Source organism: Anaerovibrio sp. JC8, from assembly GCF_002100115.1.
Lineage (GTDB): Bacteria > Bacillota > Negativicutes > Selenomonadales > Selenomonadaceae > Anaerovibrio.
In genome coordinates, this window is sequence record NZ_ANBM01000003.1 from 175,225 (window position 1) to 188,548 (window position 13,324).

The 13,324-nt window shown below is 48.0% G+C and carries 15 protein-coding genes; all 15 read right to left on the bottom strand.

Going from position 1 to position 13,324, the window contains the following annotated elements; translation table 11 throughout:
- Positions 1-147: 147 nt before the first annotated feature.
- A complete protein-coding gene (locus D081_RS03820) occupies positions 148-1,191 on the bottom strand; it encodes a YafY family protein (RefSeq protein WP_085022808.1) in 1,044 nt (347 codons plus the stop codon).
- Positions 1,192-1,361: 170 nt separating this feature from the next.
- Complete coding sequence (locus D081_RS03825) at positions 1,362-1,928, bottom strand: aminodeoxychorismate/anthranilate synthase component II (RefSeq protein ID WP_085022809.1); 567 nt, start codon at positions 1,926-1,928, stop codon at positions 1,362-1,364.
- Positions 1,909-3,405, bottom strand: coding sequence for an anthranilate synthase component I (gene trpE, locus D081_RS03830; protein WP_085022810.1), 1,497 nt, complete (start codon positions 3,403-3,405; stop codon positions 1,909-1,911). The genes D081_RS03825 and trpE overlap by 20 nt, the downstream gene beginning before the upstream one ends.
- The gene (trpA, locus tag D081_RS03835) at positions 3,406-4,200 is read right to left on the bottom strand and encodes a tryptophan synthase subunit alpha (RefSeq protein ID WP_143272121.1); all 795 of its coding nucleotides are present in this window, start codon (positions 4,198-4,200) and stop codon (positions 3,406-3,408) included.
- On the bottom strand, positions 4,200-5,387 hold the full coding sequence (gene trpB / locus D081_RS03840) for a tryptophan synthase subunit beta (RefSeq protein WP_143272113.1): 1,188 nt from the start codon (positions 5,385-5,387) through the stop codon (positions 4,200-4,202). The genes trpA and trpB overlap by 1 nt, the downstream gene beginning before the upstream one ends.
- Positions 5,388-5,431: 44 nt before the next feature.
- Positions 5,432-6,208: an indole-3-glycerol phosphate synthase TrpC gene (trpC, locus tag D081_RS03845; protein WP_085022813.1), complete on the bottom strand. Its 777-nt coding sequence runs from the start codon at positions 6,206-6,208 to the stop codon at positions 5,432-5,434.
- Positions 6,205-6,822 carry a phosphoribosylanthranilate isomerase gene (locus D081_RS03850; protein WP_085022814.1) on the bottom strand — a complete coding sequence of 206 codons (618 nt, stop codon included), beginning with the start codon at positions 6,820-6,822 and terminating at the stop codon, positions 6,205-6,207. Before D081_RS03850 ends, trpC begins: the two co-directional genes overlap by 4 nt.
- A gap of 470 nt (positions 6,823-7,292) precedes the next feature.
- Positions 7,293-7,682 (bottom strand): hypothetical protein, encoded by a 390-nt coding sequence (locus D081_RS03855; protein WP_085022815.1) that lies wholly within the window; start codon positions 7,680-7,682, stop codon positions 7,293-7,295.
- A gap of 141 nt (positions 7,683-7,823) precedes the next feature.
- Positions 7,824-8,336 carry a 2-amino-4-hydroxy-6-hydroxymethyldihydropteridine diphosphokinase gene (gene folK, locus D081_RS03860; RefSeq protein ID WP_198941949.1) on the bottom strand — a complete coding sequence of 171 codons (513 nt, stop codon included), beginning with the start codon at positions 8,334-8,336 and terminating at the stop codon, positions 7,824-7,826.
- Positions 8,337-8,406: 70 nt separating this feature from the next.
- Positions 8,407-8,784, bottom strand: a complete 378-nt coding sequence (gene folB, locus D081_RS03865; protein WP_143272114.1) for a dihydroneopterin aldolase — start codon at positions 8,782-8,784, stop codon at positions 8,407-8,409.
- The gene (gene folP / locus D081_RS03870; protein ID WP_085022816.1) at positions 8,781-9,635 is read right to left on the bottom strand and encodes a dihydropteroate synthase; all 855 of its coding nucleotides are present in this window, start codon (positions 9,633-9,635) and stop codon (positions 8,781-8,783) included. The genes folB and folP overlap by 4 nt, the downstream gene beginning before the upstream one ends.
- Positions 9,625-10,191 (bottom strand): GTP cyclohydrolase I FolE, encoded by a 567-nt coding sequence (gene folE / locus D081_RS03875; RefSeq protein ID WP_085022817.1) that lies wholly within the window; start codon positions 10,189-10,191, stop codon positions 9,625-9,627. Before folE ends, folP begins: the two co-directional genes overlap by 11 nt.
- A gap of 4 nt (positions 10,192-10,195) precedes the next feature.
- Positions 10,196-11,227, bottom strand: coding sequence for a tRNA preQ1(34) S-adenosylmethionine ribosyltransferase-isomerase QueA (queA, locus tag D081_RS03880; protein WP_085022818.1), 1,032 nt, complete (start codon positions 11,225-11,227; stop codon positions 10,196-10,198).
- A 21-nt stretch (positions 11,228-11,248) separates the two neighbouring features.
- Positions 11,249-12,691, bottom strand: coding sequence for a SpoIID/LytB domain-containing protein (locus tag D081_RS03885; RefSeq protein ID WP_085022819.1), 1,443 nt, complete (start codon positions 12,689-12,691; stop codon positions 11,249-11,251).
- A 15-nt stretch (positions 12,692-12,706) separates the two neighbouring features.
- Positions 12,707-13,324, bottom strand: a complete 618-nt coding sequence (locus D081_RS03890; RefSeq protein WP_085022820.1) for an epoxyqueuosine reductase QueH — start codon at positions 13,322-13,324, stop codon at positions 12,707-12,709.

Here is a 13,324-nt window from a genome sequence, read left to right on the forward strand (position 1 = left end):
TCTTATAATATAAACCGTTTCACAAATCCTTTAACTAAGAATAATTATCCGAACAGCTCATCACACTCCATTATACGTTATCAGAATGAGATTTGTAAAGAGAAAAAATGAAGTGACAATTCATGCAGAATCATCACTTCATGGGCATTACTTATACTGTTTTAGGATTTTCTGAATATATTCCTTGTAATCCTGAACTACCTGTGGCGGGCTTACTACCTGTATATCGTCTCCGAAACGGGCCAGCCAGCTGAAGAAATTGGTGGTGACATAGAGCTTGGTGGTCAAATCAAAATGACCATCATCCACCTGTTTGGTGTCTACTTCCTCCCCGAAACGGTCAATCATAATGGTTATGAGCTTGTTGCGGCACCGCAGCACCACTGTCCGCTCATTTTCCTCGTTCGCCATCATGCTGAAGGCCCGCTGGGAATACTTGGACAATAAATCCCGGTCCGGCTTTCTCACAGCCTGTTCCTTGGAAATGGTCAGCGAGCTTCCATCAATGCGGTCAATGCGGAAGGTCTTGGTTGTTCTGGTGCTGTTTTCATAGCCCACCAGATAATAGTGGTCCTCGTTCCACACCAAAAAGTACGGGCTTATGTCATATACCTTGCCATCATGTCTGGCCTGAAGCTCTTTCTTTATGTTGTACTCATTATATTTGAAGTTAATTCTTCGTTTCTTGCCGATAGCCCTGGTCAGCTTGTCTATGGTCAGATTAACGAGCTTGCTGTAGGGCTTGATATTCTTATTAATATCCCGATTCCACAGAAGCTCCTGGGCCTGATACTTACTGCACAGCTTTTGCAGCTTCTCAATAAGGGAATTGGTGGCCTTGGTGGAGATAATCTTGGAGGCGGAAATGGCATCCACCATAAGCTTTAATTCCGACAGCTCAAAAATCCGTTCCCCCATGAAAAAGGAATTGTTGGAGGACTTGACAATCACCACATCATAGCCGGAGGCAATCAGCAGGTCCACGTCATCCTTGACGGTCTTGCGGTTAACATCCAGCCCCAAATCCTTCATCCGATCAATAATCTCGTTGGTGGATAATGGATGGTCCTCGTCGGTTTCTTCATTGAGCATCCTCAGAAGCTGCAGCATACGGGCCTTTTTGTTGCCCTTGATACCCTTCTGGATGGCATCAGCATTAATATTTCCGTCATTTATATAATCGTAGGCCATAAATATCACTCCTATTCCAGCAGTTGAACAACGGTATATAGAAATACTCCATGGTAATAAAAACGACCAAATATCAATGTAACTAAGTATTATCACATAATGCTATTGCCGTCAAGAAAAAAGAAGATATTGCCGGGGGATTTTGGCAATACCTTCTAAAAATAAAACTCTCAAATTAATGATAGGAAATTTTCCATCATTTTCCGCCCCTGAGGGGTCAGAATGGATTCCGGATGAAACTGCATTCCATAAACAGGGTACTCTTTATGCTTCAAGCCCATAATGGTACCATCAGCCAGCTCGGAGGTTATCTCCAGACAGTCAGGAAGACCTTCCCTGGCTACCACCAGTGAATGATAGCGGCCTACCTCCACCTGCTGCGGCACATCCTGATATATTTCTTCCCCGACATGGCTAATAGGGGAGGTTTTCCCGTGGTAAATCTCTCCTGCACCCACCACCTTGCCGCCGAAGACCTCTCCAATGGCCTGATGCCCCAGACAAATGCCTAAAATTGGCAGCTGTCCCTTCATTTTGTCAATAAGCTCCTCCGTAATACCAGCATCCTTAGGCACTCCCGGACCAGGAGAAATCACAATGGCCTCATAGCCCTTCTCAGCTACTTCCTCCACCGTAATCTGGTCATTGCGGACCACCTCAACCTTTGCTCCCAGATCGCACAGAAGCTGATAAACATTGTAGGTGAAGGAATCATAGTTATCTAAAAGCAACAACATCATTCTCCACCTCCTCTACTACCTTAAACATGGCTTTGGATTTTTGCAGTATCTCGTTATATTCAAAGTCGGCCTTTGAGTCATACACGATACCGGCCCCTGACTGAATATAGGCATTGTCTCCGTCAATAACCATGGTCCGCAGGGTAATACACATATCCATATTGCCATTAAAATCCATATAGCCAACGGTTCCGGAATAAGCGCCACGCTTCACCGGCTCCAGCTCCTGAATAATCTCCATGGCCCGGAGCTTCGGGGCACCGCTGACTGTCCCTGCCGGGAAGCAGGCCTTGATAACATCCATAGGGGTGAAGCCCTTCTTAAGGCTTCCCATAACCTCAGAAACCATGTGCATAACATGGGAGAACCGCTCCACCTCCCGCAGCTTGGTTACCACCACGCTGCCCGGCTCACTGATGCGGCCTATATCGTTACGGGCCAGGTCCACCAGCATGGAATGCTCTGCACATTCCTTAATATCGGCCTTAAGCTCTGCTTCCAGAGCCTTGTCCTCCTCCTCGGAGCCGCCCCGCCGACGGGTACCGGCGATTGGATAGGTGTAAACGTGCTTGCCGGCCACCTTAACCAGCATTTCCGGGGAAGCAGCCACAAACTTCTTTTTGCCAAAATTCAGATAGAACATATACGGGGAAGGATTAACCTGCCGCAGACGGCGATAAAAATGGAAGGCCGGCTTGGTGAGCTTTTCCCTAAACTGGCGGGATGGCACCACCTGAAAAATATCCCCGGCCACAATATAATCCTTGCACTTCTTAATGGTTTCCGCAAAATCTGCCGGCATCTTGCCGTATTTGGCCAAAAAATCCACCTTTTCCCTGCGCTGAACACTCTTTACAGCAGGAGTCTGTACCGTCGCATAGAGCTTATCTGCCAGCTCCATCATTTTCTGCTGGGCGTCTTCGTATACCTCATCCAGATTCTGGCCATCCTTGACGCTGGCCAGATAAATGAGCTGGGAGGCATTCTTCTGCTGGTCAAACACCATGAGGATACGGCAAATCATAAACTGTCCCAACAGCTCTTCATCCGCCACCTGCAGATTCCGCACCCGGTCAAAGACAGCGGAAATTTCATAATTGAAATAACCTACGGCACCACCGTTGGCCAAAGGCAGCTCCTGGTCGCCCATGGCACTTTTGAGACCATCCATATACTTATTTATGGCCGTTACAGGGTCACCGTCCACCGCCTTCATTTCATCCTCTTCCTGAATCATGAGGCGATTTTTATACACCTGTAATTTTATAAACGGGTCTGCCCCAATAAAGGAAAAGCGGCCAAATTTCTGATGGGCATCCACAGACTCCAGCAGGAAGCCCTTTTCCTCTCCCACCAGCTTGTAATACATGGACACAGGAGTATCCAGGTCAGTGGAAATCGGCATGCTAAGGGGCACCATATTGGCGGTTTGCGCCTTGTTTTTGAATTCTTCCAACGATGGTGTCAACTTCATTTAACTCACCTTCTTATCCAGCGCCTGACGGATATCACCTATAAGCTGGCCCGCCTCAGCATACTTTTCTTCCATAATCAGCTTTACTACAGCAGAACCCACAATAACTGCATCGGACTGCTGTGCCGCCTCCACGGCTGCCTCAGGAGAACCAATACCAAAGCCCACGGCACATGGGGTATCGGTCTGCTTCTTCACCCGCTCAATCACCTTGTTAATAGGACTGTAATCAATCTTTCTTACGCCGGTAACACCGTTAATGGATACGCAATAAATGAAGCCATCGGCAGTCGTACAGGTTTCACTGATGCGGGCATCGGTGGTACCCGGAGTCACGAACTCCACCAAATGAAGGCCCTGGGCCTGACAAATCTGCTTCATCTCCCCGGACTCCTCATGAGGCACATCAGGAATGATAAAGCCATCTATTCCAGCCTCCTTGGCATCCACTGCCAGCTTTTCGAAACCATAGTTAAGCATATTGTTGATATAACCCATGCCCAAAATCGGCACCTGGGTAAACTGACGGATTTCCTTCACCAGCTCCAATACCTTTGGCAGGGTCATGCCCCTCTGAATTGCCTGATAGGAAGCGGCCTGAATAACAGGGCCATCAGCCATAGGATCAGAGAAGGGAATTCCCAGCTCAATCACATCGGCACCGGCCTCCACAGCGGTCTTTACCGCCTTGATGGTGCCTGCCGCATCCGGCATGCCGGCTGTAATATATATTACCAGCCCAGTTTTATTATCAGCCTTAAGCTCCTGAAATTTATCCTGTAAACGACTCATAATCAAATCTCCTCTCCTAATGCCTTTGCTACCTGCTGCACGTCCTTATCTCCACGGCCGGACAGGGTAACTACCACCACTTCATCCTTTTTGGTATTTGGCATGAGCTTTTCCAGATATGCCAATGCATGGGAGCTTTCCACAGCCGGAATGATACCCTCTTCACGGCTAAGAAGCTGGAAGGCATCCAACGCTTCCTTGTCATTTATTCCCACATACTTGACCACGCCCTGATCATGGAACATGGCATGCTCCGGACCAACACCAGGATAGTCAAGACCGGCAGAAATGGAATAAACCTCAATGACCTGTCCGTCATCATCCTGTGCCAGATAGCTGTAAGCACCATGGAGCACTCCTGGGCGGCTGTCCGGATTGGATAAGGTCTGGGCATTGTCCCCTACAGCCGGGCCACGGCCAGCGGCCTCCACGCCGAACTTCTTTACATCCTTATCATCTCTGAATTCATAGAAGGTACCAATGGCATTGGAGCCGCCGCCTACACAGGCAATCAGATAATCCAGACGGCCGCCGGCTTCCTCCTTGATTTGTTCACGGATTTCCTTACCAATAACAGACTGAAAATCCCGCACCATGGTTGGATATGGGTGAGGACCAACAGCCGAACCAATAATATAATGTGTATCCTCAATATGAGCTGCCCAATAACGGATAGCCTCGCTGGTAGCATCCTTCAGGGTGGAGGTACCGGTGGTTACCGGCACAACCTCAGTGCCCAGAAGTCTCATCTTGAACACATTCAGCTTCTGGCGCTCCATATCCACGGCACCCATGAACACCTTGCACTCCATACCGAAGAGGGCCGCCACTGTAGCTGTGGCCACACCGTGCTGGCCGGCACCGGTTTCCGCAATAATCCGCTTTTTGCCCATACGCTTGGCCAACAGCACCTGTCCCAGAGCATTATTAATCTTATGGGCACCGGTATGAAGCAGATCCTCCCGCTTCAGGAATATCTTGGCCCCGCCGTAATATTTGGTCAGCTTCTCGGCATAATAGAGCAATGTAGGACGACCGGCGTATTCCACATAGTATTTTCTTAAATCACTTAAAAACTCCGGATCGTTCTTGTATTTTTCATAGGCTGCTTCCAGCTCAGTCAATACCGGCATAACAATTTCTGGTACATACTGACCGCCATATTTTCCAAATCTTCCCTTTGACATAATCTCTTCCTCCTAAATCTCATTCAAACCTGTATGTAAACATTCTTTTAATCACTTAATAAGGCAAAATCCCGGGTGGTTTTTCCTACATCCTTGGCAGTGGATAATCCCTCTCCCACCAATATGCCATCCAGGCCGGCCTCATGGAGCTTCCTTACTTCCTCCATACTATGGATACCGCTTTCGCTGATAATAGTTCTGCTGCGGTCCACATAAGGCAGCAGCTCCAATGTATTATCAATGGTTGTCTTAAATAATTGCAGGTTACGGTTATTGATGCCGATAAACTTGGCCGGGGTTTTCATGGCCTTGTCGATATCCTCCCGGTCATGAACCTCCAACAAGGCATCCATACCCAAATCCCAGGCCAGCTTCAGATAATCGTCCAGCTGCTGTTGTGTAAGAATTCTGGCAATCAGCAGTATGGCATCAGCCCCCAGCATTCTGGCCTCGTAAATCTGATATTCATCAATAATGAACTCCTTGCGGAGCAGGGGCAGCTTGACCTCTTTTCTCACTGCCACCAGATCCTCATTCTTTCCTAAAAAGTGGGGATCCGTGTGGATGGATAACATGCTGGCACCGTTTTGTTCATACATTCTGGCCAATTCCAATACAGAATAGGGATGTCCAAAATTGCCCTTGGAGGGTGACTGGAGCTTGCACTCGGCTATAAGGTTCCATTTCCTTTTCTGGAACTGGCTGCACATGGCAAAGGTACCTTTTTCCGCCTGCTCCTTTACAGCCTTCAAAGGGAGCTTCCTCTTTGCATCCTCGACTATATCCCGTTTCTTGGCCACAATTTCGGCTAAATAATCTCTCATATTTCCACCACTTTCTTTCCTGCTGCCACCAAAAACTTTCTGATTAATTCCGGTGATTTTTTACCTTCAATTTCCATGGAGCCGGAAGCATCTATTCCGTAGGGATTAAACACTTCAATGGCTTCCTGAAGGGTGTTGGCTGATATACCACCGGCTATTATGTATGGCTTCTTCAATTCCCTTATGGTACTGGCGGCCTCCTGCCATCGAAAGCTGACGCCGCTGCCCCCCACTGTATGCCTGCTGTAGCTGTCTATAAGTATGTACCGGGCGGGATAAGCCTCGGCCCTTTCCAGTGAGAAATCCTCTCCATATCGAAAGGCTTTTATGATGGGCTTTTGTATCCTCTGAGCGTACTTTTCATCCTCATGTCCATGAAGCTGAACCAGATCCAAGCCACAATACTCAGCCAAATCATTAACCTCGTCAGCAGGCTGGTCCACAAAGACCCCCACCTTTATCGGTCCCTTTATCTCACTGCATATGCGCTTTACGGTGTCCGTAGGACAAAAGCGTTTAAATCTGTCGCTCATGATAAAGCCCATAAAATCAGCCGTGCTGGCCGCCCGGGCCGCTTCCATATCCCTTATGCCACATATTTTTACCTTTGCCATTTTTGAACACCTCATTTATAAAACAAAAAGCCCCATGCATAACCTCCTACAGTTATACATGGGGCGAATTAATCCGCTGTGCCACCCAATTTCAGTGATATTCTCCGGTAATAAAAAAACACTTTATCCCATCCGAGACAAAATGTTTGCGCCACTCGTAATATCACCCTCTTAAGTACAGGAACCAGGTCCGATACCGCAGCCCAATAACGGTGGCAACCGTTCCAGCCTATTCACGGACAATGGCAACATTGCCGCTTTCGGTGGACTCTCTTGGGACCATTCGCTAAACGCTTTTCACAGGTCATTCCACCTCCGAATTTTCATCCGGCACCTGCTCGCTATCAAAAGTTGGATTAGCTACTATTTCCCAATCAATGATTTAGGTATTAAATTATCAACACCACAATAATAAGTCATATATCACTGTGTGTCAACATTTTTTGTAAACTTTTTGAAAAAATATAAAATTACGTTAAAAAACTGTAAAGCATATAAACTGCCAATCCCACTACTACGGCCAGCACCATCAAAGGAAGTGCTACAAACACAAAGCCGGCCAGCAAAAGGGCAATGGCCACCGCAAACAGCAGCTTGGTGAGAGTACTGCTGCCGGAAGAAAAACGGATGATACGAGGCCCCCGGCTCCCTCCGGAGCCCCCGTATCCTCCAAAGCCTTCAAAAGGATTGCTGCCCTCTTTACGCTGACGGGCAGCATCCTGTTCATTTCCACCTGCCTCAATAGTTATGCCGTCATAAGCGTTTATCTCCGCCTTGTCCATAACCCGCACATTCCCCTGGGCACAGTTAGGACAGGTTCCATCCATATTCAGCTGGCTGCCACACTTCTGACAAATCATAACAACTAACTCCTTTTTTCCGATGCTAACTGGTGTTAAAACTCCTTTTTCTTGGACGAGAGTTAAGCACCAGTAAAGCCCTGGGTAAAATTCAACTAAATTCAGGTGGAGTATAACACTCCATCTGAATAAGTTATCATTTTACGCTTCCCGTCTTTGGCGTATACGCTTAATCAGCACCATATCGTCCTTATCTCTGGTGTGCATGAGATAGTCTCCAATAAACTTGTTTTTAATGCGAAGTCCCGGAGCAATCTCAGAAAGAGGCACCAACACAAAGGCTCTGTCCAGCATGTGCTTATGAGGAAGAGTCAGCTCCTCTGTATCCATCTCCACGCCCTCAATGTACAACAGATCCAGGTCAATGGTTCTAGGACCCCAGTGGGTATGGCGAACCCGCCCCAGCTTCTTTTCAATGTCCTGACACACCCGCAGGAGCTCCATTGGTTCCAGCTCTGTTCTTACACACATGGCACCATTGAAAAACAGAGGCTGGTCTGTCTTGCCCCATGGTGGCGTTTCATAGAAGGATGATACACTGACTAAATGAATTTTGTCTGAAGCCGCTAACATTTTAATGGCTTTTCGAATAGTCGCTTCCTTATCCCCCATGTTGGAACCGATACTGATGTAGCACTCATACATCTTCTTCATTTCTCTCATTCCTTTTCTTGCGCTTAATACATAAAAACATAACTCTCTCTATATTTAAAATATATATAAATTAATATATATATTCATGCCGTTGACGCTGAATAGTGACCTGAACATCCTTAAAAACACCGGGTATTGGAGCCCCGGGTTTATGAACGACCACCTTTAACCCCTCCACCAAGGAAAAATCCTCGAATATGCCCTGGGCAATTCTGTCAGCCAGACATTCCAGCAGCTTTACAGGTGCTCCCTCCACAATTTCCTTTACTCTGTCATAGATTGCGGAATAATTCACTGTATTTTCCAAATTATCCGTATGTCCTGCCTTGCGCAAATCCAACTGAAGCGTTAAATCCACAACAAAGCGCTGCCCCAGCTGTTGTTCCTCCGGCAATACCCCATGCTTGCCAAAGAAATCCATCCCCTCTAAATAAATACCATCCATCATAGCTTTACTCCCATAATAGCATCAGTTATTCGGCACATGCGGGAAATCGGCAAAACATCATGCACCCGCATAATCTCGCATCCCTTCATTATCCCCATAACGCAGGTTGCGCCAGTAGCTTCCATCCGTTCCTCCACCGGCAAATTCAGGGTATTGCCAATAAAACTCTTGCGGCTGGTGCCCAAAAGAATTGGATACTCCTTTCCATCAATATTTTTCATTTTCTCCAGGTTCTGCATAACGTACAGGTTACCCTCCACGGTTTTACCAAAGCCGATACCCGGGTCCAAAATGATATTTTCTTCCTTCAAGCCAGCCTCCTGGGCAATAGCAATACTCCGGCGGAAAAAATCCACCATGGAATCCATTATGTCTCTATTATACTCCTTAGAAGCACGATTGTGCATCATAACTATTGGTAATTGATATTTAGCCGCCACCTTGGCCATTTCGCCAGGTTCCTCTGCATACTGGAGGCCCCAGATATCATTGAGGATATGTACCCCCTTGGAAGCTGCATAATCAGCAGTTTCCGCCTTAAAGGTATCAATGGATACCGGCACCGGACATTCCTTCAATATAGGCTCCAAAAACTGGCTGAGACGTTCAATTTCCTCTGCCGCCGACATGGTCTGAAAGCCGGGACGGCTGGACTCGGCCCCAATATCAATAATATCTGCCCCGGCGGCCACCATTTCCTCCATGTGCTTTAAGGCGCCATCAATGGTATTCCATTTTCCTCCATCGGAAAAGGAATCCGGGGTAACATTCAAAATCCCCATAATAAGGGTCCTGGAACCTATCTCCAAGGCTTTCCCGTCGGACCACTTATATACTCTCTTACTCATTATTATCCCTTCCTAACATACTCCAGGCCTGATGATAGCTTTGGCTGTCATCCTTAAACAGGCCACGGCAGGAAGATGTGATGGTTTTGGTACCATGGGCCATATCCCCCCGCATGGTCATACAGAGCTGCTGGGCTTCCACAATTACCAGCACACCATCAGCCTTCAGCCCCTGCTCCACGGCGGTTGCCACTTCCTCCGTCATGCGCTCCTGAAGCTGGGGACGATGGGATATTATTTCCACCATTCTGGTAAACTTGCTAAAACCGGCAATAAAGCCTTCATGAGGCTTGTAGGCAATTGACACCCGCCCAAAGAAGGGCACCAGATGATGCTCACACATAGAATAGAACGGAATATCCCGAACCGCCACTATGCCTTCATTTTCAACCTTGAACAGCTCGCCCCAAACCTCATTGGTGCCAGCATTAATTCCATTGAACAGGTACTCGTACATACCGGCTACCCGCTCAGGGGTCTTTTCCATTCCAGCCGCCTTAAGGTCAACCCCCAGGGCCTCCAGGAACTCCTGCATTGCCTGTACAGCTTTTTTGTTCATAGAATTATCCCCTTCGCTTTATCATCATAGCATCTCCAAATGAAAAGAATCTATATTTCTCTTCCACAGCCTTTTCGTATGCCTTCAAAACAAACTCACGACCAGCAAAGGCACTGATGAGCATTATAAGGGTGGACTTTGGCAGATGGAAATTGGTTATAATTCCATCTACAATCTTAAATTCATAACCCGGATAAATGAAGATATTGGTCCAATCTGTGCGGCCGGCAATCTCGCCAACACCTGTGGCAGCAGACTCCAAGGTGCGGATAGAAGTAGTGCCTACCGCAATAACCCGCTTGCCGGCAGCCTTGGTGGCTTTTATAAGGTCCGCAGTTTCCTGGGGAATGCTGTAATACTCCTTGTGCATTACGTGTTCCTCGATATTATCCACGCTAACGGGCCTGAAGGTTCCCAACCCCACATGAAGGGTGACAAAGCCAAGATTTATCCCCATGTCCTTCAGCTCAGCCATCTGCTCCTTGGTAAAGTGCAGACCGGCTGTTGGAGCCGCTGCAGAGCCCTTTTCACGGGAATAAACAGTCTGATAACGCTCACTGTCCTCCAGCTTTTCGTGAATATATGGTGGCAGTGGGGTTTCCCCAAGACGGTCCAGAATTTCCTCGAAAATTCCTTCGTAGTTAAACTTAACAATACGGCCGCCAAAATCCGTGCTGTCCTGCACCGTACAGGTCAGCTCATCACTAAAGCGGACAATCTGCCCCTCTCTGGCCTTACGCCCCGGTTTTACAAGGGTTTCCCAGGTGTCACCGTCAATACGGCGCAGCAAAAAGACCTCAACCTTGCCGCCGGTGCCCTCGCGCCAGCCCAAAAGACGGGCCGGCAATACACGGGTATCATTGAAAATCAGGGTATCCCCCGGCTCCAAATATTCCTTCAAGTCATAAAAATGACGGTGCTCTATAGTTTCCTCCACAGGATCCAGCACCATAAGCCGGGAAGAGTTACGCGGCTCCACCGGTGTCTGGGCTATAAGCTCCTCGGGTAAATTATAGTCAAATTCAGTTAATTTCATGCTTTAATATATCTCCCAAAATCAATACAGCTTGCTGATTTCAACATCTGTATAGTAATGATGCAGAATCTCGTCGTATTTTTTTCCTGCATCTGCCATGGCCTTGGCTCCATACTGGGCCATGCCCAGACCATGACCGAAGCCGTGGCCGTCAAACACTATGGCCACATTATCTCCTTCCACCCTCAGGTTGGTGCCATGCATGGCGGCCGGAGCTGCGTCAATAACATTGGCAGAGCCATTGTTTTTAACATCCTTCTTTACAGGCGGAATAGTTGCTGCCCGCTCAGTGCGAATATTGAAATAGGTGCTCTTAAGTCCAAAGATTTTACGGACATCCTGGGCATTTATAATAATGGTCTGGCCCGTGCCCACAAATTTTACTGCATTGGCCCGTCCGGAAGCCAATACACCATTGATGCTGGAGCTGCCCTGGGCAGCTGTCATGGAAATGCTCTTAAGCTGGCCGATGTTTTTTCCGGCTGCACTGAGGAGCTTCTGCACCTGGGCTGCCGTAAACCGTACTGACCAGTTGTGATATGGTGATTGGCTGTCATCATCCTTTACGGAACGCAGATATGGCAAATAATTGCCCCATACATCCTCAGAATTCTCTGTGGAACCACCGGAGGAGGAATGATATGGCGCATAAATTGGCTTACCCTGATAGGTCATTACCAATCCCATTGTAGCATCAGTTGCCAGTGAGGTGCTGTCCGCCTCATTGACCAGGCCATCATAGGACTGACAATGAGTGGAATCGCACAGATCATAACCGGACCCGAAATGAGCCTTCTGATTTTTCGTATAAAGGGCAAAGGTGCGGGCTGCCACTGCCTGGGCCTTTAAGGCCTCCTGATTCCAGGACGGAGTCATTTCTGATGGCAGAACCCCTTTGACATAATCCTCAAGAGACAAGCGGTTCACAATAAGCAGCTTGCCCCCTTCAGCGGTAACTACCAGCTGTCCCCGATATTCATGGCCGTTGTATTTAATCTTGCTGCCGGAGGCGTTCTCTACCGGAGCGAATACCAGGGAAGATGCCCCCGTGCTCTTGCCGTTGATAAGGATATTATTATTCTCTGCAGAAACGCTGGCCACAATATTGCTCTTAAAGCTGCCGTAATTATGGCTGTCATTGCCCCCAAGGGCATTCATGCCATTAACAGAGCTGATAACGCCCTTGACTACGCCATCCCCGATACCAATGCGGATAACATTATCCACTCCATAATTTTTCTTCACGGCAGACTGCTGCTCAGCCTGTGTCTCCTCATTATGGGCAGAAGCACCGGTCGGCCTAGGCGGATTGGTCCGCTTGTGTGCATTTGTTGGCTTGGTGCCGGTATCCGGAGTAATAACACTGGCCTCGGCCATAGCAGCTCCGCCGGATATTACCAATGAACCCGCAAAAGCCGCCAACATCCCCTGGGCGATTTTTTTATATAAATCCTTCTTCATCATAAAGTCCACCTCATCTTATTGTTCAGTCTGTGCCGCTGCTGCTTCCAGCATGGCCCGTTTTCTGGCCTTGGCTTCCTTTTTACGCTGCTTGCGGATAGCCTTGCTGTAGCGCTCTTCTTCGCTGAAAATGCATCCGCAATAGGGCTGACGATAAAGCTCCAGCTCCTTGCTGATGTCAATTCCCTCCTGCCAGCCTGGACGAAAATCCTCATAATAGAACTTCACCCCGTACATATCCGCAAAATGCTGAGCTGTCTCCTTCATAAGCTCATGCTGCTGATAAATACTGTAAAACAGGGTTGAGGAAAAGGCATCAAAGCCATTTTCCGCCGCATAGCGGGCCGTCTGCTCCAGCCGCCATGTATAACACATACGGCAGCGGCCATTTTCCTGGCTTTCCGCCGCCAGGGCCTTCCTCAGAAAATCCCTCAGCATGTAGTTTTCGTCAGTAATAATATTCATATCCACCTTTTCAGCAAACTGTTTTGCCGCCTTCAGGCGTTCCTCCCACTCCTTATAGGGGTGAATATTAGGATTAAAGAAATATCCCGTAGGCTCAATGCCATCCTCCCGCAGCTTTTTCACGGGATAGCAGGAACAGGGCCCACAGCACATGTGAAGTAACAAATTCAT